The sequence below is a fragment of the Streptomyces sp. NPDC047085 genome, from assembly GCF_040643735.1.
Lineage (GTDB): Bacteria > Actinomycetota > Actinomycetes > Streptomycetales > Streptomycetaceae > Streptomyces.
The window spans coordinates 214,085-237,824 of record NZ_JBEYUW010000003.1 but is presented as its reverse complement, the minus strand read 5'-3'; the positions used below and the strand labels follow the sequence as shown (position 1 = coordinate 237,824).

The following is a 23,740-nucleotide window of genomic DNA, read 5'->3' as shown; positions in this document are numbered from 1 at the left end:
CGGGTACGGAAGAGGGTTCGACTGCCCTGCCGGTCAGACTTTCTCGACTACGACTCTGCCGGGCTCCTCGCGCGCGGCTCATCGCGACCGCCACGTACCAGGGCCGACAGTCCACCCGTCTTCCGCCACGGCACCGGCGTGCGGCACTTCACCGGCTACGAGCGCTGGTGACACACCGGGACCACCTGCGACGACACGGCGTGCGTGCGGTGATTCCACAGCCTGCCGACCTCGCGACTTTCCGGACACGACCTACGGCAACACCCTGCACAACGCCTCCAACGCCCCCGCCCACGCGCTGTCCGGGGGTGTTCCGTAGCCGACCACCAGGGCGTCCGTGTGTTCGGCGACGGCGGACTCGTGGCGGTAGGAGGAGAGGCCGTGGAGGGCCAGGCCCTGCCAGGCCGCGGCTTGGGTGATGGACTGTTCGGTGCCGGGGGGCAGGCTCAGGACCGCGTGGAGGCCGGCGGCGATGCCGCTGACGCGGACCTCGGGGGCGTGGTCGGCGACGGCCGTGGTGAGGGCGTCGCGGCGGCGCCGGTAGCGGAGGCGGGCGGAGCGGACGTGGCGGTCGTAGGCGCCGGAGGTGATGAACTCGGCGAGGGTCAGTTGGTCCAGTACGCCGCAGGTGTCGATGCGGCCCTTCGCCGCGGTCACCTCGTCCAGGAGAGACGGCGGGAGGACCATCCAGCCCAGCCGTAGCCCCGGCGCGAGGGATTTGCTGGCGGTGCCGAGGTGGACGACCCGGTCGGGGGCGAGGCCCTGGAGCGCGCCGACGGGCTGGCGGTCGTAGCGGAACTCGCCGTCGTAGTCGTCGTCCAGGATCAGGGCGCCGGTCCGGCGGGCCCAGTCGACCACGGCGCTGCGCCGGTCGGGGTGCAGGGGCACGCCCATCGGGAACTGGTGGGCGGGGGTGAGGAGGACGGCTCCCTCACCCGCCAACGCGCTGGTGTCCGTGCCGAGTTCGTCGAACGGGAGCGCGGACGTCGTCAGGCCCGCGTCGCGCAGGAGGGACCAGTGGACGTCGAGTCCGTACGACTCCACGGCCACCGTGCGCACCCCGCGCGCCCGCAGCACCCGGCCGAGGATCTGCAGCGCGTGGGAGAAGCCCGCGGTGATCACGATGGAGTCGGGGTCGGCGCGGACGCCCCGGGCACGGGCCAGGTAGCCGGCGAGGGCGGTGCGCAGTTCGCGGGCGCCGCGCGGGTCGCCGTAGTCGAGGGCCTGGAAGGGGGCCGTGGCCAGGGCGCGGCGGGCGGCCTTGAGCCACGCGGTGCGCGGGAACGCGGCGAGGTCGGGGGTGCCGGGGACGAGGCTGAGGGCGGGGCGGCCCGGTTCGCGGCGCCGGGGTGCCGCCGGGGCGGCCGGCGGCGGGGTCACGGCTCGCTCGGCGACGCGGGTGCCGGAGCCCTGGCGGGCGGTGAGCCAGCCCTCGGCGACCAGGTCGGCGTAGGCCTCGGCGACGGTGTTGCGGGCGATGCCGAGGTCGGCGGCCAGGGAGCGGGAGGAGGGCAGCCGGGTGCCCTGGGCCAGGCGGCCGGTGCGGACCGCGTCCCGGAGGGCGTCGGTCAGGCCCCGGCGCAGCCCGCCGGCCCCGGCCGCCGCCGGTTCCAGGTGGAGGTCGACTCCGAAAGTGGCCCATGCCTTCCCCATGGAAATGGACCATACTCCTGGGCTTCCTCGCTCCTAGGGTCGGATGCATGAGCACAGCACAGGAAACTGTCGAGTACGCCCCCGAACACACCCCCCGTCTGGCCTGGGCCCAGCACGCGCCCGAGGTCTACAAGGCGATGGTCCGGCTGGACGGCGCCGCCCGGCAGGGCCTGGACCCCAAGCTGTACGAGCTGGTGAAGATCCGCGCCTCGCAGATCAACCACTGCGCGTTCTGCCTCGACATGCACACCAAGGACGCGCTCGCGGCCGGTGAGAGCGTGGAGCGGATCGTGCAGCTCGGCGCGTGGGAGGAGTCGCGGCACTTCTACACCGAGAAGGAGCTGGCGGCGATCGAGCTGACCGAGGCGGTCACCGTCCTGACCGACGGCTTCGTGCCCGACGAGGTGTACGAGAAGGCCGCCAAGCACTTCGAGGAGACCGAGCTGGCCCAGCTGATCGCCGCGATCACGGTGATCAACGCCTGGAACCGGTTCGGCGTGACCACCCGGATGATCCCGGGCCACTACCAGCCGGGGCAGCACCGGTGAGCAAGGCGGACGTGTTCCGCGCGCTGCATCTGAAGCGCCCTCAGGGTGATCCGCTCGTCCTGCCCGGGCCCTGGGATGCGGCCAGTGCGCGCGTGTTCGTGGAGGCCGGGTTCCCGGCGCTGGCCACGCCGAGCGCGGGCGTCGCCGCCTCCCTCGGGTACGAGGACGGGGCGACCCCGGCCGAGGAGATGTTCGCCGCGGTGGCCCGGATCACGCGGGCGGTGGACGTGCCGGTGTCAGCGGACGTCGAGGGTGGGTACGGGCTCGCGCCGAAGGAGCTGGTGGAGCGGCTGCTGGAGGCGGGTGCCGTGGGCTGCAACCTTGAGGATTCGGGCGACGGGGGTGTCCTCAAGGATGCGCACGAGCACGCCGAGTTCCTCGCCGAGGTCCGCTCGGCCGCCGCCGACCGGCTGTTCGTCAACGCCCGCATCGACACCTTCATCCACGGCGACGGCGACCCCGAACGGGCCATCGAGCGGGCCGCGTTGTACGTGGCCGCGGGCGCCGACTGCGTGTATCCCATTCTCGCGCCGACGACGGTACTGCCGCTGCTGCGGTCCGGGATCCAGGGGCCGATCAACATGGCGGCCCGGCTGGACGACGAGGGCCCCTCGCCCGCCGAACTCGGCGAACTCGGGGCCACCCGCGTCACGTTCGGCCCGGGACTCCAGCGGGCGGCCACGGCCGCGCTGCGGGAGATCGCCGACCGGCTCCGGGGGTAGGGCCTGTCCGGCGGATCAGGTCGCAGGAAAGTCACGGCGCCTTATCAGCACTGGTGAGCGGGGTCTGGTGCGCGCAGCTGCAAGGCGGAGGAGGGAGTCGACGCGGAGCGTCGGCGACCGACGACAACGCCGCAGATGTGCGTGCCAGACCCCGCGTCTGCGACAGGATCCGCCGGACAGGCCCTAAGGGTGTTCAGGACAGCCACTGCTTCCACGTGGAGCGGTGGCCGTCCACCCACTTCTTCGCGGCCTCCTGCGGGCTGAGCTTCTGATCGGCGATCATCAGGGAGACCTCGTTCTGGTCCTCGGTGGTCCACCGGAACTTCTTCAGGAAGGCGGCCGCCTTGCCGCCGGACTTCGAGAAGTCGGCGTTGAGGTACTTCTGCAGCGGGGTGTGCGGGTAGGCGCAGGCGACCTTGGCCGCGTCCGCGTCGCAGCCCTCCTTGTACGGCGGCAGCTTCACCTCCGTCATGGGGACCTTCTTGAACAGCCACTGGGGCGCGTACCAGTAGGTCAGGAAGGGCTTCTTCTCCTTGGCGAACTGTTTCATCTGGGTGATCTGGGCCGCCTCGGAACCGGCGAACACCACCTGGTAGTTCAGCTTCAGGTTGTCCACCAGCGCCTTGTCGTTGGTGACGTAGGACGGGGAGCCGTCCATCAGCTGGCCCTTGCCGCCGCTCTCCGGGGTGCGGAAGAGGGAGGCGTACTTGTTCAGGTTCCGCCAGTCGGTGATGTCCGGGTGCTGCTCGGCCAGGTACGTCGGCACGAACCAGCCGATGTGCCCGGTCACCCCGAGGTCGCCGCCGCGGGCGATGGTCTTCTTGTCGGTGACGTACCGCTGCTCCTGGTCCGGGTGGCCCCAGTCCTCCAGGATCGCGTCGACCCGGCCCTGGCTGAGCGCGTCCCACGCGGGCACCTCGTCCACCTGGACGGTGTCGACGCGGTAGCCCAGCTCGTGCTCCAGGAGGTACTGGGCGACGGCCACGTTGGACTGGGCGCCCACCCAGGACTGCACGGACAGGGTCACCGTGTTGGCGCCCTGGGCGCCCGCGAACGGGGACGCCTGTTTGGTCATGTCGGCGGCACCGCAGCCGCTCAGCAGCAGCGCGAGCGAGCCCGCCACGGCGGTCGTGGTGAGTACGGTCGTACGACGTCGCATGTCAGGCTCCCTTCCTCGCGCGGCGTTCCGTCGGCTGTGTCACCCGGTCGAGCATCAGGCCCAGGCAGACGATGGCCGCGCCGGCGACCAGGCCGGTCGCCAGGTCGCCCTGGGCGAGGCCGAAGGCGACGTCGTAGCCGAGGGCGCCGCCGCCGACCAGACCGCCGATGATGACGACGGCCAGCACCAGGACCACGCCCTGGTTGAGGGCGAGCAGCAAGGAGCGCTTGGCGAGCGGGAGTTGGACCTGCCACAGCTGCTGGCGGCCGGTCGCGCCGAGCGAGCGCGCGGACTCCAGCGCGGCCGGGTCGACCTGGCGCAGGCCCTGCGCGGTGATCCGCACGACGGCCGGGAGGGCGTAGACGACGGCCGCGGCGACGGCGGGGGCACGGCCGACGCCGAACAGGGCGACGACCGGGATCAGGTACACGAACTGCGGCATGGTCTGGAAGACGTCCAGGACCGGGCGCAGGGCGCGTTCGACGCGGTCGCTGCGGGCGGCGGCGATGCCGGTCGCGAAGCCGAGGACGAGGGTCACGGCGACGGCGGCGAGGACCTGCGAGAGGGTGTCGAGCGAGGGGTCCCACACCCCGAGCACGCCGATCGCGGCCATCGCGAGGACGGCGGTCAGGGCGGTGCGCCAGGTGCCGATCAGCCAGGCGAGCGCGGCGACGATCAGCAGCACCGACCACCAGGGCAGCCACTGCAGCCCGTCGCGGACGGGGTCGAGGACCCAGGTGGTGAAGTGGCCCGCCCAGTCGGCGGTGCCGCCGACGACCGGGACGCCGGAGTAGAGGTGGGCGGTCATCCAGTCGACGGCGCGGTTGACCGGGTCGGCGATGTGCAGGGTCCAGGAGGCCGGCCAGTCGAGGGCGCCGAGGAGGCGGGCGGCCAGGGCCGCGGCGACGGTGACGGCGAGGACGAGAGCGTAGGGCCGGCCGATGATCCGGGGCCGGGGGCGGCCGTCTCCTGCGGCTCCTGCGTCTTCCGCGGCTCCCGCGGCGGCGGTGACGCGGTCCAGGACGACCGCCAGCAGCACGATCGGGATGCCGGCCGCGAGGGCCGCGCCCACGTCGACCGAGGCGAGGGCCTGGTAGACGCGGTCGCCGAGGCCGCCGGCGCCGATGACGGAGGCGATGACCGCCATCGACAGCGCCATCATGATCGTCTGGTTGAGGCCGAGCAGGAGTTCCTTGCGGGCCAGCGGGATACGGGCGGTCAGCAGCCGCTGGCGGGCGGTCGCGCCCAGCGACTCCACGGCCTCCAGGACTTCGGGGTCGGCGCCGCGCAGGCCGAGCGCGGTGAGGCGGGCCATCGGCGGGGCGGCGTAGACGACGGTGGCGAGAACGGCCGCGGGGACGCCGATGCCGAAGACCAGGACGACGGGGAGGAGGTACGCGAACGCCGGGAGCACCTGCATGGTGTCCAGGACCGGGCGCAGGGCGCGGTCCAGGCGGTCGGAGAGGCCGGCGGCGAGACCGAGGACCGCGCCGACGGCCACGGAGGCGAGAACGGCGACCACCATGAGCGCGAGCGTCTGCATGGTCGGGACCCACATGCCGAGGGCGCCGCAGGTCAGGAACGCGAGCGCCGTGCCGGCGGCCAGCCGGACACCGGCGACGCGCCAGGCCACGAGGGCGCCGAACGCGGTGACGCCCGCCCAGCCGGCGGCGAGGAGGGTGAGGTAGACGGCGCGTACGGCGATGACGACGGCGTTGCTGAGGTAGCCGAAGCCGTAGAGGAACAGGGGGTGGCTGTCCCGGTTGTCGATCACCCAGTCGCTGGCGGTGGCGAGGGGCTTGGACAGGTCGACGGTGAGCGCGTGCGGCCAGGCGGCGCCGCCCCAGCGGGTGGTGGCGAGGGGTACGAGAATCGCGGCGAGCGCGGCCAGGGTGAGGAGCTTGGCCGTGGCGCGGTGCTTGAGGATGCCGGGGAGGGCTGTGCGGGGGGTGGTTGCAGTGATCGTCGCCATCAGACGCCCTCCGGACTGGTGCGGGGGCCGGGTGGGGTCGCTTGCCCGCGCTGGCGGGGTGCCGCCTGCTTCGGGACGGGCGCCGCCCCAGCGGCACGACTGCCCGCAGCTTCGACGCCTGCTACGACGTCCAACAGTTGCTCGTGTCCCACGACGCCCACGCACTTGCCCTCGTCCATGACACGGGCCGGGGAGCCGGCGCGGGCTACGGCTTCGATGGCTTCGGCGACCGTGGATTCCGCCTGGACCGCGGGGCCGTTGCCGGCCTCGTCCGCGGTGGCGGGGCGCATGGCGGTGCGGACGGTCATGACCTGTTCGCGGGGGACGTCGCGGACGAACTCGCGGACGTAGTCGTCGGCCGGGGAGCCGACGATCTCCTCCGGGGTGCCCAGCTGGACCACGCGGCCGTCGCGCATCAGGGCGATGCGGTCGCCGAGTTTCAGCGCCTCGGTGAGGTCGTGGGTGATGAAGACCATCGTGCGGCCCTCTTCGCGGTGCAGGCGGGCCACCTCGTCCTGCATGTCGCGGCGGATGAGGGGGTCGAGGGCGCTGAAGGGCTCGTCGAAGAGGAGGACCTCGGGGTCGACGGCGAGGGCGCGGGCCAGGCCGACCCGCTGGCGCTGGCCGCCGGAGAGCTGGCCGGGGCGGCGCTTCTCCATGCCTTCCAGGCCGACCTTGGCGACGACCTCGGCGGCCCGCTCGCGTCGCTCGGACTTGGCGACGCCCTGGATCTCCAGGCCGTAGGCGACGTTGTCGAGGACCGTGCGGTGCGGGAGGAGGCCGAAGTGCTGGAAGACCATCGCGGCGCGGTGGCGGCGCAGCTCGCGCAGACGGGCCTTGTCCATGGCGCGGACATCCTCGCCGTCGATGGCGATGGTGCCCGCGGTCGGTTCGATGAGGCGGGTCAGGCAGCGTACGAGGGTGGACTTGCCGGAGCCGGACAGGCCCATGACGACGAAGACCTCGCCCTTGCGCACGTCGAAGGAGACATCCCGGACGGCGGCCGTGCAGCCGGTGCGGGAGCGGAGTTCGGCGGGGCCGAGCCCGCTGAGTTCCGGGTCGGCCGGAACGCGGTCGGCCTTGGGGCCGAAGACCTTCCAGAGGCCGGACACCGAGAAGACCGGCGCGTCGGTCGTGGTGGTAGGGGGCTTGCGGGTGGGAACCGTGAGCGTCATCGCGCATCACCTCCGATCAGGTCGACGGCCTTCTCCCCGACCATGAGCACCCCGATCATCGGGTTCACGGCGGTCATGGTCGGGAAGACGGAGGCGTCGGCGATGCGAATGCCGTCCAGGCCTCGGATCTTCAACTCGGGGTCGACGACGGCGAGTTCGTCGTCAGGGGCACCCATCTTGCAGGTGCCGGCGGGGTGGTAGACGGTGTGCGCGACCTTGCGGGCGTACTCGCTCAGCTCGGCGTCGCCGACGACCTCCGGGCCGGGGCAGACCTCGCGCTTGAGCCAGCCGGCGAGCGGCTCGGCCTTGGCGATCTCGCGGGCGATGCGGATGCCGTCGACGAGGGTCCGGGCGTCGTAGTCGTCCTCGTCGGTGAAGTAGCGGAAGTCCAGGGCGGGCTTCACGGACGGGTCGGCGCTGGTCAGGTAGAGGCGGCCGCGGCTCTTCGGCTTGGGGATGTTGGGGGTCATCGAGACGCCGAACTCCGGCCGCTGGTAGCCCAGTCGCTCCGGGTTGTCGGTGAACGGGATCTGGTAGAAGTGGAACATCAGGTCCGGGCCCGCGTGTCCGGGGTCGCGGCGCACGAACAGGCCCGCGTCGGAGTCCATCGCGGAGTTCTCCGGGATCGGTCCGTGGGTCTCCCAGACGATGACCGACTCGGGGTGGTCGAGCAGGTTCTCGCCGACGCCCGGCAGGTCGTGCACGACGGGGATGCCGAGCGCCTCCAGGTCCTCGCGGGGGCCGATGCCGGAGTGCATCAGCAGGCGCGGGGAGTCGACGGCGCCCGCGCACAGCACGACCTCGTTGCGGGCGCGGATCAGCAGTTCCTCGCCGTCCTTGGTGCGCACGTGGACGCCCTCGGCGCGGGTGCCGTCCAGCTCCAGCTTGTACGCCCAGGTCTCCAGGAAGATGCGGAGGTTCGGGCGTTCGTCCATCACCGGGTGCAGGTAGGCCACCGAGGCCGACGACCGCTTGTTGTTCTCCGGGTGGTAGGCGAGGTCGAAGAAGCCGGCGCCCTCGGTGAACGGCTTCTTGTTGAAGCCCTCGACGCGGGGGACCCCGAGGGCCGACCGGGCAGCGGTCACGAAGTCGCGGGCGATGGCGTTCCGGTCCTTCTCGTCCACGGAGACGATGTTGTTGCGGAGGCGGGCGAAGTAGGCCTCCATGGGGACCGCGCCCCAGCCCTTGGCGCCGGCCGCCTCCCACTCGTCCCAGTCGGAGGGGAGCGGCTTGAAGGAGATCAGGGTGTTGTGGGAGGAGCAGCCGCCGAGGACGCGGGCGCGGCTGTGCCGGATGTGGGAGTTGCCGCGGGGCTGTTCGGTGGTCGGGTAGTCGTAGTCGAGGTCGCCGCCGAGCAGACCCATCCAGCGGCGCAGGGTCAGCACGTCGTCGCGGCCGACGTCGCTGGGGCCGCCCTCGATGACGGCGACGGTGACGTCGGGGTTCTCGGTGAGGCGGGAGGCGATGACGGAGCCCGCCGTGCCGCCGCCGATGACGACGTAGTCGTAGGTGTGGGGGGTGTGGGACATGGGGGTACTACTCCAGGAGGTACAGAAAGAGAAGGTCGGACGGGGGCTCAGCCCGCGAACCAGCGCACCGGCTCGGGCGCCAGGTTCTGGTAGACGTGCTTGGTCTCGCGGTACTCGGCGAGCCCGGCCGGCCCCAGCTCGCGACCCACGCCGCTCTTGCCGAAGCCGCCCCACTCCGCCTGCGGCAGGTAGGGGTGGAAGTCGTTGATCCAGACGGTGCCGTGGCGCAGGCGTCCGGCGACGCGCCGGGCCCGGCCGGCGTCGGCGGTCCAGACGGCACCGGCGAGGCCGTACTCGGTGTCGTTGGCGAGGAACACCGCCTCGTCCTCGGTGCGGAAGGTCTCGACGGTGAGGACCGGCCCGAAGACCTCCTCGCGTACGACCCTCATCTCGCGGTGGCACCGGTCGAGAACGGTCGGCTCGTAGAAGTAGCCCGATTCCGGGCGGACTTCGCTGGGTTCGGGCCGCTTGCCGCCGCTGCGCAGCACCGCCCCCTCGGCCAGCGCGGAGGCGACGTACGCCTCGGTCTTGGCCCGCTGCTGCTCGGAGACGAGCGGGCCGCACTCGACGCCGTCCTCGGTGCCCCGGCCGAGCCTGATCCGCTGGGCCCGGCGGGCGAGTTCGGCGACGAAGCGGTCCTTGACCGACTCCTCGACGATCAGGCGGCCGCCGGCCGAGCAGACCTGGCCGCTGTGGATGAAGGCGGCGTTGAGCGCCTGGTCGACGGCGGTGTCGAAGCCCTCCTCGGTGGCGCAGGCGTCGGCGAAGACCACGTTGGGGTTCTTGCCGCCGAGTTCGAGGGCGACCTTCTTGACGGTCGGCGCGGCGGCCTGGGCGACCTTGGTGCCGCTGACCAGGCCGCCGGTGAAGGAGACCAGGTCGACGTCGGGATGCTCGGCGAGCCGGGCGCCGACGGTGTGCCCGGGGCCGGTGACCAGATTGGCCACCCCCGCGGGCAGGCCGGCCTCGGCCAGCAGGTCGATCAGCGCGATGGTCGTCATCGGGGTGATCTCGCTGGGCTTGATCACGAAGGTGTTGCCGGCGGCGAGGGCCGGGGCGATCTTCCAACTGGCCTGGAGGAGGGGGTAGTTCCAGGGCGTGATCAGCGCGCAGACGCCGACCGGTTCGTGGACGACGACGCTGTGGATGCCGGGGGAACCCGCGTCGACGACCCGGCCGGGCGCCTCGGCGGCGACCAGGTCGGCGAAGTAGCGGAAGGCGTCGGCGACACAGTCGATGTCGACACGGCCCTCCTCGACGGTCTTGCCCGCGTCCCGGCTCTCCAGCAGGCCGAGTTCCTCGCGGTCGCGAACGAGGAGGCCGGCGACGCGGCGCAGCAGGGCGGCGCGCTCGGCGACCGGGGTGCCGGGCCAGGGGCCGTGGTCGAACGCCTGCCGGGCGGCTTCCACCGCGCGCTCCGCGTCCTTCTCGTCCCCCTCGGCGACCACGGCGAACGGCCGGGCGTCCGCGGGGTCGAGGATGTCGCGCGTGGCGCCGGAGATCGCCGTCAGCCACTCGCCTCCCGCGTGGATGGTCGCCCGGGCCTGTCGTTCCGCTCTGTCCGCCATGATCGGTATTGCCTTCCGTTCCTGTTTCACGCCCCTGTGTGACGTAGGTGTCACGCTCGGGGACCGTGACCGCATGCCCTGGCTTCCGCATTGCATGCGCAATCGATGGCCGAAGGTGCGCCAGGTCACTGAAATTCAGGAAGGAAAGCAAAGGAAACGGACGTAAGTGTCAACGTCGGTTACAGCCGGAAGTCGGCCGGCGGGTCCTCCCCCACGCGACCGTCGATCGACTCTCTGATCAGGTCGGCGTGGCCCGTGTGCCGGGAGTACTCCTCGAGCATGTCGACGAGCAGCCGGCGCAGCCGGGGCGTCTCGCCGGTGCGGGAGGTGTAGGCGGCCGGGAAGTCCGCGCCCTTCGCCGCCACCGCCCGGCGCACGTGCTCCCGGGAGCGGGTGACGGCCTCCCACCACAGCCCGTACAGCCGCTCGGGGCCCTCGACGGCGGCAGAGCGCCACTCCCAGTCCGGCTCGGCGTCCCAGTCCACCGCGTCCCACGGCGCCGGCAGCTCGGCGCCCAGCAACCGCCGGGTGAAGTACTCGTCCTCCACCAGCGCGAGGTGCTTCAGCAGCCCGCCCAGGGTGACCGAGGAGGTCGGCAGCCTCGCGGCCAGCCCCGCCGCGTCCAGCCCCTCGCACTTCCACGCCAGCGTCCGGCGCATGCGCTCCAGGGAGCCCAGCAGGGTGTCGATCTCGGTGCCGTCGACGGGGGGTTCGTACGTGGGCTCGTACACGACGGCGGATTCGGTGTGCTCGCTCATGGCGGGCACGCTACGGTCCATTCCGGACGATCAACTGCCGGAATACGGGGGCTTCTTGGTGACGCACGACGACAGCCCCACCGCCCGCGCCCTGCTCGCCCTGGAGCTGCTCCAGAGCGTCCCCGGCATCACCGCGGCCCGGCTGGCCGACCGGCTCGGTGTCTCGGAGCGGGCCGCCCGCCGGTACGTCGGGGTCCTGCGGGAGGCGGGCATCCCGGTCGAGTCCACGCGGGGCCCGTACGGCGGCTACCGGGTGGGCCGGGGTCTCCGGCTGCCGCCGCTGATGTTCACCTCGGCGGAGGCGTTGGCGCTGGTCATGGCCGTGCTGGACGGTCACCACGACGCCGCCGACCCGTCCGGCCCGGTGGGCGCGGCGCTCGGCAAGCTGCTGCGCGCGCTCCCGGAGCCGGTCGCCCGGCCGGCCGCGGCGGTGCGCACGGTGAGCACGCGCGGGGGTGATCCCTACGCCACCGCCCCCGACCCCGACACGACGACCGCCCTCGTCCAGGCCTGCGCCGCCCGGCACCGGCTGCGTCTCGGCTACGACCTGGGGCGTAGGGGCGTACGGGAGATGGAGGTCGATCCGTGGGCGGTGGTCGTGCACCACGCCCGCTGGTACCTGCTGTGCTGGTCCCACACCCGCGCCGCCCGCCGCGTGCTGCGGCTGGACCGCGTCACCGGGGTCACGCCCCTGGACGCCGGGTTCGTTCCCCCGCCGGACCTGAACCCGCTGGAGACCCTGGAGGAGCATCTGGCCCAGGGCTGGACGTACCGGGTGGAGGTCCTGATCGACGCGCCCGCCGACCGGGTCGCCCACTGGCTGCCGCGCAGCCTGGGCCGCCCCGAGCCCCTGACCGACGACACCACCCGCCTCCTGGGCAGCACGGACGAGCCCGACTGGTACGTCCGTCAGCTCACCGCGCTCCGGGCCCCGTACCGGATCGTCGGGCCAGCGGAACTGCGGGACGCGGCGAGGGAGTTGGGACGCAGACTGCTGACGGCTACGGCTACGGAGGACGCCGCGCGCCCCGAGGACCCGGCATCCGACAGCGCCCCGGCCTGCTGACCGCCGGGCCGTTCGCTCAGCGGGCCATCAGGTCGCGGACGCAGCCGCGCAGCCAGGCGTGGGCCGGGTCGGCGTCGTGGCGGGGGTGCCAGGCGAACCCCACCTGGACCGCCGGGAGCCCTAGGGGCACCTCGAAGGTGACCAGGCCGAGGGCGTCGGCCAGGGGACGGCCCCAGTGGGTGACGAGTCCGGTCAGATCGGTCTCGCGCAGGACGAACAGCGAAGCCAGGTAGGTACCGACGGAGCCCACCACCCGCCGTTGCAGGCCGAGTTCGGCGAGCGCTTCGTCGATCGGGCCGCGCAGCCTGCCCCGCCGGGACACGATGAGGTGGCCGGTCTCCGTGGCGAACCGCTCCGGCGTCAACTCGCCCTCCAGCAGCGGGTGTCCGGCCCGTGCGACACCCAGCATGCGGTCCTCGTACACCGTCTCCACATGCACCTCGGGGTCGGCCGTGTCGATCACGCCGACCTCCAGGTCGGCGGTGCCCTGGCGCAGGAACGGGGCGTCCACGTGGCTCTCGGACAGGAACCGGAGGCGGATGCCGGGCGCCTCGCGGGCGGCGCGGGCGAACAGGGCGGCGCCATGAGTGGCGGCGATCGCGTCGTGGCCGAGGATCGTGAAGGTACGGGTCACCGTGCGCAGGTCGGTGTCCCGGCCCGGCGCGAACAGGGCGCGGGCGCGCTCCACCACCGCGCTGACCTCGGCACGCACGGCCAGCGCGTGCGGGGTCGGCACCATCTGGCGCCCGGCGCGCACCAGTACGGGATCGCCGAGCGCCTTGCGGATCCGGCCCAGGGTGCGGCTCATCGCCGGCTCGGACAGATGCAGCCGACGGGCGGCGCCCTGCACGCTCTGCTCCTCCAGCAGCACGTCCAGCGCGACCAGCAGATTCAGGTCCAGGCCCGTGGATTGCGTCATGTGCAGGAAGTCCTTGCGAAAGTTGCACTGGAAGGCAGGTCACCCGCGAGCCTACGGTGAGAGCGCATCCCACACCACCCTTCAGCTCCCGGGAGGAGCCGTGCCCCCGCACGCCCTGAAACGCCCCACCCTGCTCGCCCTGTGCGCCTGCGTCCTGGTCGCCCAGAGCATGGTCGCCGCCATCAATCTCCTGATCCCGCAACTGACGTCGTCCTCCCTGCACCCCTCGCACACCGAGATCCTGTGGACGGTCGACGCGTACGTCATCGTGTTCGCGGGGTTTCTCGTCCCGGCCGGCGCGCTCGGCGACCGGTACGGCCGCAAGGGCGCCCTGCTCACCGGGCTCGGCCTGTTCGCCGCGGGCGCGGCGACCAGCGCGCTCGCCACCGACCCGGCCGTACTGATCGCGGGCCGGGGGCTGTCCGGCGCCGGGGCCGCGCTGATCACACCCGCCACGATGTCGATCCTCATCCAGCTGTCCGCCCCGGAACACCGGGCCCGCGCGCTGGCCTCCTGGACGCTGGCGCTCGGCCTGGGCGGCGCCGCGGGCAACCTCGGCGGCGGCCTCATCGGCCAGTTCCTCTCCTGGCGCGCCCTGTTCGCGGCGATGGTCCCGCTCGCGGCGCTCCTCGCCGCCGCCGTCGTCGTCACCACCCCGCGCACCGAACGCTCCACCCGCAGCAACCCCGACCCGCTCGGCACCCTCCTGCTCACGGCGGGCCTGGTCGCGGTCCTGTTCGGCATCATCGAGGGCCCGGCCTACGGCTGGACCTCGCCCCGCATCCTCGGCGCGTTCACGGCGGGCGCGCTGCTCGTGGCCGCCTTCACCGGGCACGCCCTGCGCTCCCCGGCCCCGCTCTTCGACCCGCGCGTCTTCGCCTCGTCCCGGCTGCGTGCCGTGACGCTGGGCACGGCCACCGGCTTCTTCGGCCTGTTCTCCCTCTTCTACGTCAACTCGCAGTATCTGCAGGGAGTGAAGGGCTTCGGCGCCGCCGTCACCGGTGTCGCGATCATGCCGCTGACGGTCGGCATGGCGCTCGTCCCCAAGCTGGCCGCCCGCTGGTCCGGGCACCCGCGCCCGGTCATCGGCGCCGGGCTCGCCCTGATCGGCCTCGGTCTGCTCGGCGCGTCCACCGCCGACGCGTCCACGCCGTACTGGGCCTACGCCTGCTGGCTCCTGGTCATCTCGGCCGGTACCGGCCTGTGCATGCCCGCCCTGACCCTCGGCGTCGTCACCTCACTCCCCGCCCACCAGGCGGGCCTCGGCTCGGGCCTGGGCACCACGGCCCGCGAGACCGGCGCCGCCCTCGGCGTCGCCATCACCGGCACGGTCCTGTCCGGCCACCCCGACCTCACCACCGGCATGGGCCCGGCCCTGCGCACCGTGGCGGCGGTGGTGCTGGCGGCGACGGCACTCGTGGTCACCGGGTACGGCAAGCGCCCCAAAGGGGCGCGGGGAACTGCGCGAGCAACCAGGACGGCGCAGCAGTCGGCAATGGCGTCGCAGCCCCACGGCGAGTAGCCGACAGCGCACGTGGGCCCCGCTCCGGAAGAGACCGGAGCGGGGCCCACGTGGGTTTCACGGCTGAACCGCCGGAGGCAGGCGGCAGGCGTCAGGCGTCAGATGAGGCCCAGGGAACGAACCGCGTCGCGCTCCTCCTCGAGCTCCTTGACGGAGGCGTCGATGCGGGCGCGGGAGAACTCGTTGATGTCCAGGCCCTGGACGATCTCGTACTTGCCGTCCTTGGTGGTGACCGGGAAGGAGGAGATCAGGCCCTCCGGGACGCCGTAGGAGCCGTCCGACGGGATGCCCATGGAGGTCCAGTTGCCCTCGGCGGTGCCGTTGACCCAGGTGTACACGTGGTCGATGGCGGCGTTGGCGGCGGACGCGGCGGAGGACGCGCCACGGGCCTCGATGATCGCCGCACCGCGCTTGGCGACGGTCGGGATGAAGTCCTCGGCCAGCCACTTCTCGTCGTTCACGACCTCCGCGGCGTTCTTGCCGGCGACGGTGGCGTGGAAGATGTCCGGGTACTGGGTCGCGGAGTGGTTGCCCCAGATGGTCAGGCGCTTGATGTCGGCGACCGTCGAACCCGTCTTCTTCGCGAGCTGGGTCAGCGCGCGGTTGTGGTCCAGGCGGGTCATCGCGGTGAAGCGCTCGGCCGGGACGTCCGGCGCGGCGGCCTGCGCGATCAGCGCGTTCGTGTTGGCCGGGTTGCCGACGACGAGGACCTTGATGTCGTCCGCGGCGTGGTCGTTGATGGCCTTGCCCTGCGGCTTGAAGATGCCGCCGTTGGCCTCCAGCAGGTCACCGCGCTCCATGCCCTTGGTGCGCGGGCGGGCGCCCACGAGGAGGGCTACGTTGGCGCCGTCGAAGGCGACGTTCGGGTCGTCCGTGATGTCGATGCCCTGGAGCAGCGGGAACGCGCAGTCGTCCAGCTCCATGGCCGTGCCCTCGGCGGCCTTCAGGGCCGGGGTGATCTCCAGGAGGCGCAGCTTGACCGGCACGTCCGCGCCGAGCAGCTGGCCGGAGGCGATGCGGAAGAGCAGGGCGTAACCGATCTGGCCGGCCGCGCCGGTGACGGTGACGTTCACGGGAGTGCGGGTCATGGCGTTCTCCGTATGACAGCTGGCGGTGGGGCGTCACTGCCCCGGGCGGATGATCGATCTCTTGGCGTCAAGAGAATCCAGCGGTCAGGCTATCGCGCATCCGGCATGCGAGATGTCCGGGGTCCTGTGGCTCACCCCACAAGTCTGACGTCTGGCACGAGAAGTGGCGGCCGCCCGTCCGGGAGAGGGGGAACGAAGACGGCCGCCTATGGGGGGTACCGGTTGACCGGACTCCCGTGGGGGTACCGTTCGCGTGCCCAGGATCCGGCGGCCCATGCCTCCGTCTCCGGAATCCACCCGAATTGATTTACGCGCACCCCGTCCGCATGGGTTCACGTGCACCCCCTCCGCCCGGACGTCAGGATCGCGCAGGCCTTGGCCTCGGCCGCGTTCTTGACGGCGACCATCGGCGTGTAGGCGTCGGTGTCCCCGGCGGTGGTGATCTCACCCGTCTGCCGGACCTTGCCGACCGAGACCGCCACCCGGTCGCCCTGCGCGGCGCCGGTGATCCGGCCCCAGGCCGTGCCGCAGACCTTGCTGTAGCGGACCTCCAGCGTGGCGCTGCCGACGGCGGCGCTCTTCGCGGTGGTCACCAGGTCGCCGCTGCACCCCATGGCCTCCGCGTCCTTGCCGGTGCAGGCGGACCCGGCGCACTTGACCCCGGACGGCAGCTTCACGTGCGTGCTCACGGTCGGCGAGGGAGACTTCGCGGCGCCCTTGTGCCCGCTCCCGCCGCGCTGGTCGGTGAAGAGGAAGACGGCCGCGACGACGACGAGGACACCGCCGAGCCCCGCGAGGAACATCGTCGCCCGCTGTCTGGCCCCGCCCCCCTTGCCGGAACCCCCGCCGGCGGGCCGGGACGGCCCCGGAGGCGGGCCGTACGCGCCCTGCGGGGCCGGTGACCGGCCCGGACCGTCCGCCGGGACGGATGCAGCCCCCGCGCCCCCGCCACCCGGCGGCGGGACGACGGGCCGCACTCCCCCGCCGACCCCGGCTCCACCTCCTGCTCCGGCACCCGCGCCGGCTCCGGCGCCCCCTCGTGCTCCGGCCCCCGTACCCGCGCCTCCCGGGCGCCCGCTCGCCCGCGAAGGCCCCTGATACCCCGCCAGCCCCCACGAGTTGCCGCCGGAGGCCCCGCCACGGCCGTCACGGCCGCCGCTGCCGCCACGCCCCGCGTCGTCGCGCTCGTCCGCTCCCGCCGCCGTCGGCTGGGACGGAATGGTCGGCGAGACATCCGCGGGCCCGGCGATGCCCGCGCCCGCGATTCCCGTACCCCCGACTCCCATACCCCCGATTCCCGCCCGCGCGCCGCCCGGACCGGCCGCAGTGCCGGTGGGGGTGCCGGTGCCCGTGCCCGTACCCGTCGCGGTGCCCGTGCCGTTGCGGGCGGTCCTGGTGCCGTTCGCCCCCTCGGCCTGTGTCGCGCCGAAGTCGCCGAGCGCGGCGCGCGCCTGGGCGATCCGGATGTGCTCCATGGTCCGGTCGTGCCGCATCTCCGCCCGGCTCCAGGCCCGTTCGGCCAGCTCCCACATGGTGGTGAGGTGGACGGGCGGCGTGCCGGTGGCCTCGGCGAGGGCGACGATCGCACCCTTGGGGGCGAGCAGCCGGCCGTTCAGGTAGCGCTCCCAGGACGTCTTGCTGTAGCCGGTGCGGTCGGCGAGCGCCGCGATGCTCAGGCCGCTGCGGTCCACGAGTCCCCGCAACTGGCTCGTGAACTCCTTGATCTGCGGATCCAGTTCGTCCGGCAAGGATTTCCATCGAGGCATTGCATTCCCCCCTCGTTCCCCTGTCCGGCCCCCGTCTGGCTACCCACAGGGATGCGCCGACCGATGGTCCCGGTGCCCCGAGTGGGGGCGTACAGGAGCATCGGCCCGCAGGCCGCGCACCGTGCGCCCCCGGCGCCGTAGCACCGCAGCGCTCCCCAGGCCCACGCGCGCCCCACGCCCCAGGATCCACCGGACCGTCCCGGTTGGACACCTTGGCCACGTTAGCCCGGTTCTTGGTTGCCTTCGCAAGGTAACCCCCGAACTGTCAAGACTTCGACACCGCGGCCACACATGTGGCAGGGCCCGGACACCGTGCCGGAACGGTCACTTCCGTGCCACAGCGCGCGGACAGGCGTTGAACAGGGCGTTCACAGCAGGGAAGGCTGGATCCCGGCGGCCCGCCCTTGCTCGGGGGAGGGGGCGGGCCCGTCATCGGGGGAAGCACGCCGGTGGCCCGCGTCCCAGGGGGAGGCGCGGGCCACCGGGCGCACGGGCGGCGCTACTTGCTGGTGAGCGTGAAGTGCAGGGTGTCCTTCAGGAACGGGATCACCAGCCACGGGCGGGGCTGGGCCATCAACGCGAGCAGAACGATCGCGAGGCCCAATATGCCGTAGGTGGCGATGTCCGTGAACCGCGAGCGGACGGCGAGCATGCCGACGCTGGGCAGTATCCAGCGCATGACCGCGCCGGCCAGCAGGGCGGCGCCGATCAGCAGGGTGCCGATGCGGAACTGGTCGAGGGCGGTCAGCAGCAGGCCGAGGGCGACCGTGGAGAGCATGACCAGCATGGGCCACTGCCGGGCGGGCGCCGGGGCGCCGCCGGGGGCCGCCCGGCCGCCGCCCTCGGGGCGCGCGGTGTCCTTGGTGAGCAGCGGGAAGCGGCGGGTGGTCCGCCGCGCGCCCCCGGCGGCGCCGGAAGCGCCGGGAGCGGTCGGTCCCGCGCTGTGGTGGGTGTCCTCAGCCGGCACTGCGCTCCGCCGCCTCGACCACGTTGACCAGCAGCTCCGCACGCGTCATCGGGCCCACGCCGCCGGGGTTCGGGGAGATCCAGCCCGCCACCCCGGCCACGTCCGGGTGGACGTCACCGACGATCTTGCCCTCGGCGTTGCGGGAGACACCGACGTCCAGGACGGCCGCCCCCGGCTTGACGTCCTCGGCGCGGATCAGGTGCGGGGAGCCGGCGGCCGCGATGATGATGTCGGCCTTCTTCAGGTGGAAGGAGAGGTCGCGGGTGCCGGTGTGGCACTGGGTCACGGTGGCGTTCTCGCTGCGCCGGGTGAGCAGCAGCGGCATGGAACGCCCGATGGTCACGCCCCGGCCGACGACGACGACCTCGGCGCCCTTGGTCTCCACGCCGTGGGCCCGCAGCAGGGTGAGGATGCCGTTGGGGGTGCAGGGCAGCGGGGCCGGCTCGCCCAGTACGAGACGGCCGAGGTTCATCGGGTGCAGGCCGTCCGCGTCCTTGGCCGGGTCCATCAGCTCCAGGACGCGGTTCTCGTCGATGCCCTTGGGCAGCGGGAGTTGGACGATGTAGCCGGTGCAGGCCGGGTCCTCGTTCAGCTCCCGGACGACCGCCTCGATCTCCTCCTGGGTGGCCGTCGCGGGCAGTTCGCGCTGGATGGAGGCGATGCCGACCTGGGCGCAGTCGCGGTGCTTGCCGGCGACGTACTTCTGGCTGCCGGGGTCGTCCCCGACCAGGATCGTGCCGAGGCCGGGCGTGACGCCCTTCTCCTTCAGCGCCGCCACGCGGGCGGTCAGATCGGACTTGATCGCGGCTGCGGTGGCCTTGCCATCGAGAATCTGGGCGGTCATGACTCCATCCTCGCGGATGACGGGCTCCTCGTTCCAATCCGGGGCCCCGCCGGACGACCCCCAGGTGTGGTCACGGCCGTGTGCCGGATGTCCGCACATGATCGATGATGTTGCACTTGCACAACACATTCGCTAATCCGGCTGGACAAGAACTTGACTCTCCATAACGATGAACCGCGCAGTATCGCGGTCCGGTGGGGGGAAAAACCGCTCGAAACCTGACGTACCTCCGTGCCATCCGCGCAGTCCCCACAGGTCAAACGGAGGAAATCCGCCATGAGTTTCGGCTCGCCCAACAACCCCTACGGCTCGCCGCAGGACCCGCAGCAGGGCTACGGCTACCCGCAGCAGCCCGGCTACCAGCAGGCCCCTCAGGGCGTCCCGCAGCAGGGTTACGGCTACCCGCAGCAGCCGGGGTACCCGGGCTACCCGCAGCAGGGCGGTTACGGCATGGGCGCCCAGCCGCCGTACGCGAACTGGGGTCAGCGCTTCCTCGGCACCCTCGTCGACGGCCTGGTCTTCCTGGTGCCGTACATCCTGGTCATCGTGGGCCGGAACAACGCCGCGCTGACGGCGATCGGCGGCCTCGCGCTCCTCGCCGTCGCGATCTGGCAGCTGATCCAGGAGGGCCGCACGGGCCAGACGGTCGGCAAGAAGGCCCTGGGCATCCGCCTGGTCAAGGAGGACACCGGTCAGCCGATCGGTGTCGGCATGGCGTTCGTGCGCCGCATCGCGCACTTCCTGGACAGCCTCGCCTGCTACCTGGGCTGGCTGTGGCCGGCGTGGGACGCCAAGCGTCAGACGTTCGCCGACAAGGTGTGCAGCACGATCGTGATCCGCACCCAGGGCTGAGCCCCCGGCACGCACGAGAAGCGGCCTCCGGCCCCCGCACAGGGGAACCGGAGGCCGCTTTCATGTGTAACCGCAGGCGCTCACGCCCTCAGATACTCAGGTGCTCAGTGGAAGAAGTGGCGCGTGCCCGTGAAGTACATGGTCACGCCCGCCTTCTTCGCGGCCTCCACGACCTGCTCGTCGCGGATCGAGCCGCCGGGCTGGACGATCGCCCGGACGCCGGCCTCGATGAGGATCTCGGGGCCGTCGGGGAAGGGGAAGAAGGCGTCGGACGCCGCGTAGGAGCCGCGCGCCCGCTCCTCACCGGCCCGCTCGACGGCCAGCTTGCAGGAGTCGACGCGGTTGACCTGGCCCATGCCGACGCCGACCGAGGCGCCGTCCTTGGCGAGCAGGATCGCGTTGGACTTGACCGCGCGGCACGCCTTCCAGGCGAACGCCAGCTCCTTCAGCTCCTCCTCGGAGAGCGCCTCGCCGCTGGCCAGCGTCCAGTTGGCCGGGTCGTCGCCGTCCGCCTGCAGCCGGTCGGTCGCCTGCAGCAGCAGGCCGCCGTCGATCTGCTTGGCCTCCAGCCGGTTGCACGGGCCGTTCGGGGCCTTCAGCACACGGATGTTCTTCTTCTTGGTGAGGGCCTCCAGAGCCCCCTCCTCGTAGTCCGGCGCGACGATGACCTCGGTGAAGATCTCCGCGACCTGCTCGGCCATCTCCTTGCTGACCGGACGGTTCACGGCGATGACACCGCCGAACGCGGACAGCGGGTCGCAGGCGTGCGCCTTGCGGTGCGCCTCGGCGACGTCCGCGCCGGTCGCGATGCCGCACGGGTTGGCGTGCTTGATGATCGCCACGCAGGGATCGTCGTGGTCGTACGCGGCACGGCGGGCGGCGTCCGTGTCCGTGTAGTTGTTGTACGACATCTCCTTGCCGTGCAGCTGCTCGGCCTGCGCGAGACCGGTCTCGCCGGGGGTGACGTACAGCGCGGCGGGCTGGTGCGGGTTCTCGCCGTAGCGCAGGGTGTGCGCGCGCTCGAACGTGGCGCCCAGGAAGTCCGGGAAGGAGGACTCGTCGGCGGGCGCGTAGGAGGTGGCGAACCAGGAGGCGACGGCCACGTCGTAGGCGGCCGTGTGCTGGAAGGCCTCGGCGGCGAGCCGCTTGCGGGTGGCGAGGTCGAAGCCGCCGGCCTGCGCGGCGGCGAGGACGTCGGCGTACCGCTCCGGGCTCGTGACCACGGCCACGGACGGGTGGTTCTTGGCGGCGGCGCGGACCATCGAGGGGCCACCGATGTCGATCTGCTCCACGCACTCGTCGTCCGAGGCACCGGAGGCGACGGTCTCGCGGAACGGGTAGAGGTTGACGACGACGAGGTCGAACGGCTCCACACCCAGCTCGGCGAGCTGCTCGCGGTGGCTGTCCAGGCGCAGGTCGGCGAGGATGCCCGCGTGCACCTTCGGGTGCAGGGTCTTGACCCGGCCGTCCAGGCACTCGGGGAAGCCGGTCAGCTCCTCGACCTTGGTGACGGGGACACCGGCGGCGGCGATCCGGCCGGCCGTGGACCCGGTGGAGACCAGCTCCACACCGGCCTCGTGCAGCCCGCGCGCGAGGTCTTCCAGCCCGGTCTTGTCGTAGACGCTGACGAGCGCGCGTCGGATGGGCCGCTTGGTGCTCTCGGCGGTGGCGGTCACTGGATAACTACCTTTCGTCCCTCAATGCGATGGCCGTGCCGGGCGAGCCGGCCCACGACCTCGACGAGCAGCCTTCGCTCGACTTCCTTGATGCGCTCGTGCAGCGCGCTCTCGTCGTCCTCGTCCCGGACCTCGACCACGCCCTGCGCGATGATCGGTCCGGTGTCGACACCGTCGTCGACGAAGTGGACGGTGCAGCCGGTGACCTTGACGCCGTACGCGAGCGCGTCCCGCGCGCCGTGGGCCCCCGGGAAACTGGGCAGCAGGGCCGGGTGGGTGTTGACGAACCGCCCGCCGAACCGCGCGAGGAATTCCTTCCCGACGATCTTCATGAACCCGGCGGAGATCACGAGGTCGGGCTCGTACGCCGCCACCGCCTCGGCGAGGGCCGCGTCCCACTCCTCCCGGCTGTCGTAGTCCTTCACCTTCCGCACGAAGGTGGGCAGCCCGGCCCGCTCGGCGCGGGCGAGGCCCTCGATGCCGTCGCGGTCGGCCCCGACGGCGACGATCCGCGCCCCGTACGACTCGGCTCCGGTGCGCTCGATCTCGTCCAGGAGCGCCTGCAGGTTGGTGCCGGATCCGGAGACCAGCACGACAAGGCGCTTGACCGCTGGGCCAGGGGTGGTGGCGGCCACGATGGGGCCCTTTCTCGGGAAGCGATGGGTCCGACCGTCTGTCCGGCCGGCGCGGTTTGTACAGTCGTACGAATGCTTCGCGCCCCGGTATACGGGGAAGTCTACGAAGCGGCCGACCGTCAGCAACGATACCGGCACTCCGGGAGGCCCCCACGGGACGGGGGCGTGGCCGGAAGGTAGCGTTCGCAGGGAATCAAGGAGTGGGCAGCCTCGGGAACGCGGTCGTCGTGCGGTGCGTTCACGGGGTGAAGCTCACGTGCGACAGTCGTATTCACCTAGGGGAAGACGCTCTTTTGATGCCCGATCGCAGCCTGCGACTCCTCACGTTCCCGTCGCTCCCGGCCCAGGGAGGCGAGCGTGGCGCCGTGCTGCTCCGGGAGCGGCCGGCCTCGCCGCCCGAGGCGTCGTCCGGCGGGCGGGACAGCGACGGGCGCGGCGGTCAGGAGCAGGACGACAACCCGTTCGCGCCGCCGCCGGAGGGCAGCCCCGACCGGCCCTGGCGGCCGCGTCACCCCGAGGGCTCCGCGGGTTCCGGCCCGTCGGGCGGCCCGCACGGCGGCGCCCCGTGGGGCAACCAGTGGAGCGACCAGCAGCCCGGCCGCTCCCCCGGCGGCTTCGGCGAGCGCCCCGGCGGCGGCCCCGAGGGCCCGGGCGGCCCCGGCATGCGCTGGGACCCGACGGACCCGGCCCAGCGGCGCGCGCGGTACGCGCTGCTGTCCGGCATGTGGGCCGTCTTCTTCGTCCTCTTCGGCTGGACCTACGTGTCCCTGCTGCTGGGCGCGCTCGCCCTGTACTGGGGCATCAGCGCCCTGCGCGCCAAGCCCCGCACCAACGACCCGAACACGCCAGCCGCCGCCCCGGGCCCCCGCCCGCAGACGACGGCGGCGATCGGCGGCATCCTCGCGGCCGGTCTGGCCCTGACCATGGTGGCCTCGTTCTTCACGGTCCAGCTCGTCTACCGCGACTACTACACGTGCGTCAACGACGCCCTCACCCATGAGTCCAAGCAGTCCTGCGACCAACTCTTGCCGAAGGAGCTGCGGGGCCTGCTGGGCGTCGGAAACAGCTGAGGGCTGGTTCGGGTCGGTTGGGCTCGGGTCGGTTGGGCTCGGTTCGGTTGGGCTCGGTTCGGCTCGGGTCGGCTCGCGGTGGGCTGAGGTTCCGGTGCGGCTCTCCATGGGCTGAGGTTCCCGTTTGGGCTCGGTTCGGCTCGGGTCGGCTCGCGGTGGGCTGAGGTTCCGGTGCGGCTCTCCATGGGCTGAGGTTCCCGTTTGGGCTCGGGTCGGCTCGCGGTGGGCTGAGGTTCCGGTGCGGCTCTCCA

General features: G+C 72.5%; 20 protein-coding genes. 6 read left to right on the top strand and 14 right to left on the bottom strand.

Annotation, left to right across the window (positions count from 1 at the left end):
• Positions 1-252: 252 nt before the first annotated feature.
• Entirely contained in the window at positions 253-1,653 is a 1,401-nt protein-coding gene (locus tag ABZ865_RS12160; RefSeq protein ID WP_361227864.1) for a PLP-dependent aminotransferase family protein, read from the bottom strand.
• 47 nt (positions 1,654-1,700) lie between these two features.
• Here ABZ865_RS12160 and ABZ865_RS12155 point away from each other — a divergent pair, with 47 nt between their 5' ends.
• Both ABZ865_RS12155 and ABZ865_RS12150 read left to right on the top strand, forming a co-directional pair.
• Positions 1,701-2,201 (top strand): carboxymuconolactone decarboxylase family protein, encoded by a 501-nt coding sequence (locus ABZ865_RS12155; protein ID WP_361227861.1) that lies wholly within the window; start codon positions 1,701-1,703, stop codon positions 2,199-2,201.
• Positions 2,198-2,923 carry an isocitrate lyase/phosphoenolpyruvate mutase family protein gene (locus ABZ865_RS12150; RefSeq protein WP_361227858.1) on the top strand — a complete coding sequence of 242 codons (726 nt, stop codon included), beginning with the start codon at positions 2,198-2,200 and terminating at the stop codon, positions 2,921-2,923. Before ABZ865_RS12155 ends, ABZ865_RS12150 begins: the two co-directional genes overlap by 4 nt.
• A 193-nt stretch (positions 2,924-3,116) precedes the next feature.
• Here ABZ865_RS12150 and ABZ865_RS12145 read toward each other — a convergent pair whose 3' ends face one another.
• The 6 genes from ABZ865_RS12145 to ABZ865_RS12120 form a co-directional block, all read right to left on the bottom strand.
• On the bottom strand, positions 3,117-4,082 hold the full coding sequence (locus ABZ865_RS12145; protein ID WP_361227855.1) for an ABC transporter substrate-binding protein: 966 nt from the start codon (positions 4,080-4,082) through the stop codon (positions 3,117-3,119).
• 1 nt (position 4,083) lies between these two features.
• Positions 4,084-6,054: an ABC transporter permease subunit gene (locus ABZ865_RS12140; protein WP_361227852.1), complete on the bottom strand. Its 1,971-nt coding sequence runs from the start codon at positions 6,052-6,054 to the stop codon at positions 4,084-4,086.
• Positions 6,054-7,229 carry a glycine betaine/L-proline ABC transporter ATP-binding protein gene (locus ABZ865_RS12135; RefSeq protein ID WP_361227849.1) on the bottom strand — a complete coding sequence of 392 codons (1,176 nt, stop codon included), beginning with the start codon at positions 7,227-7,229 and terminating at the stop codon, positions 6,054-6,056. The genes ABZ865_RS12140 and ABZ865_RS12135 overlap by 1 nt, the downstream gene beginning before the upstream one ends.
• Entirely contained in the window at positions 7,226-8,758 is a 1,533-nt protein-coding gene (locus ABZ865_RS12130) for a GMC oxidoreductase (protein WP_361227846.1), read from the bottom strand. The genes ABZ865_RS12135 and ABZ865_RS12130 overlap by 4 nt, the downstream gene beginning before the upstream one ends.
• Positions 8,759-8,805: 47 nt before the next feature.
• A complete protein-coding gene (locus ABZ865_RS12125; protein ID WP_361227843.1) occupies positions 8,806-10,326 on the bottom strand; it encodes an aldehyde dehydrogenase family protein in 1,521 nt (506 codons plus the stop codon).
• Positions 10,327-10,505: 179 nt separating this feature from the next.
• Positions 10,506-11,084 (bottom strand): DUF664 domain-containing protein, encoded by a 579-nt coding sequence (locus ABZ865_RS12120; protein ID WP_361227840.1) that lies wholly within the window; start codon positions 11,082-11,084, stop codon positions 10,506-10,508.
• Positions 11,085-11,142: 58 nt separating this feature from the next.
• Between ABZ865_RS12120 and ABZ865_RS12115 the strand changes: the two genes are divergently transcribed.
• Positions 11,143-12,150, top strand: coding sequence for a WYL domain-containing protein (locus tag ABZ865_RS12115; protein WP_361227837.1), 1,008 nt, complete (start codon positions 11,143-11,145; stop codon positions 12,148-12,150).
• Positions 12,151-12,166: 16 nt separating this feature from the next.
• Here the strand turns inward: ABZ865_RS12115 and ABZ865_RS12110 are convergent, their stop codons facing one another.
• Positions 12,167-13,069, bottom strand: a complete 903-nt coding sequence (locus ABZ865_RS12110; protein ID WP_361227834.1) for a LysR family transcriptional regulator — start codon at positions 13,067-13,069, stop codon at positions 12,167-12,169.
• A gap of 100 nt (positions 13,070-13,169) precedes the next feature.
• Here ABZ865_RS12110 and ABZ865_RS12105 point away from each other — a divergent pair, with 100 nt between their 5' ends.
• Complete coding sequence (locus tag ABZ865_RS12105; protein WP_361227831.1) at positions 13,170-14,591, top strand: MFS transporter; 1,422 nt, start codon at positions 13,170-13,172, stop codon at positions 14,589-14,591.
• 98 nt (positions 14,592-14,689) lie between these two features.
• Here the strand turns inward: ABZ865_RS12105 and ABZ865_RS12100 are convergent, their stop codons facing one another.
• The 4 genes from ABZ865_RS12100 to ABZ865_RS12085 all read right to left on the bottom strand — a co-directional run bounded on the left by ABZ865_RS12100 (position 14,690) and on the right by ABZ865_RS12085 (position 19,256).
• Entirely contained in the window at positions 14,690-15,679 is a 990-nt protein-coding gene (locus tag ABZ865_RS12100; RefSeq protein WP_361227828.1) for a malate dehydrogenase, read from the bottom strand.
• A gap of 332 nt (positions 15,680-16,011) precedes the next feature.
• On the bottom strand, positions 16,012-17,427 hold the full coding sequence (locus tag ABZ865_RS12095) for a DUF2690 domain-containing protein (RefSeq protein ID WP_361227825.1): 1,416 nt from the start codon (positions 17,425-17,427) through the stop codon (positions 16,012-16,014).
• Between the two features lie 517 nt (positions 17,428-17,944).
• Positions 17,945-18,412, bottom strand: coding sequence for a DUF3017 domain-containing protein (locus tag ABZ865_RS12090; RefSeq protein ID WP_361227822.1), 468 nt, complete (start codon positions 18,410-18,412; stop codon positions 17,945-17,947).
• A complete protein-coding gene (locus ABZ865_RS12085) occupies positions 18,402-19,256 on the bottom strand; it encodes a bifunctional methylenetetrahydrofolate dehydrogenase/methenyltetrahydrofolate cyclohydrolase (RefSeq protein ID WP_361227819.1) in 855 nt (284 codons plus the stop codon). Before ABZ865_RS12085 ends, ABZ865_RS12090 begins: the two co-directional genes overlap by 11 nt.
• A gap of 276 nt (positions 19,257-19,532) precedes the next feature.
• Here ABZ865_RS12085 and ABZ865_RS12080 point away from each other — a divergent pair, with 276 nt between their 5' ends.
• On the top strand, positions 19,533-20,108 hold the full coding sequence (locus ABZ865_RS12080) for an RDD family protein (RefSeq protein ID WP_361227816.1): 576 nt from the start codon (positions 19,533-19,535) through the stop codon (positions 20,106-20,108).
• A gap of 104 nt (positions 20,109-20,212) precedes the next feature.
• Here the strand turns inward: ABZ865_RS12080 and purH are convergent, their stop codons facing one another.
• Positions 20,213-21,784: a bifunctional phosphoribosylaminoimidazolecarboxamide formyltransferase/IMP cyclohydrolase gene (purH, locus tag ABZ865_RS12075; protein ID WP_361227813.1), complete on the bottom strand. Its 1,572-nt coding sequence runs from the start codon at positions 21,782-21,784 to the stop codon at positions 20,213-20,215.
• Complete coding sequence (gene purN / locus ABZ865_RS12070; protein ID WP_361227810.1) at positions 21,781-22,419, bottom strand: phosphoribosylglycinamide formyltransferase; 639 nt, start codon at positions 22,417-22,419, stop codon at positions 21,781-21,783. Before purN ends, purH begins: the two co-directional genes overlap by 4 nt.
• A 296-nt stretch (positions 22,420-22,715) precedes the next feature.
• Between purN and ABZ865_RS12065 the strand changes: the two genes are divergently transcribed.
• Positions 22,716-23,489 carry a hypothetical protein gene (locus ABZ865_RS12065; protein WP_361227808.1) on the top strand — a complete coding sequence of 258 codons (774 nt, stop codon included), beginning with the start codon at positions 22,716-22,718 and terminating at the stop codon, positions 23,487-23,489.
• The last annotated feature ends 251 nt before the right edge of the window (positions 23,490-23,740 follow it).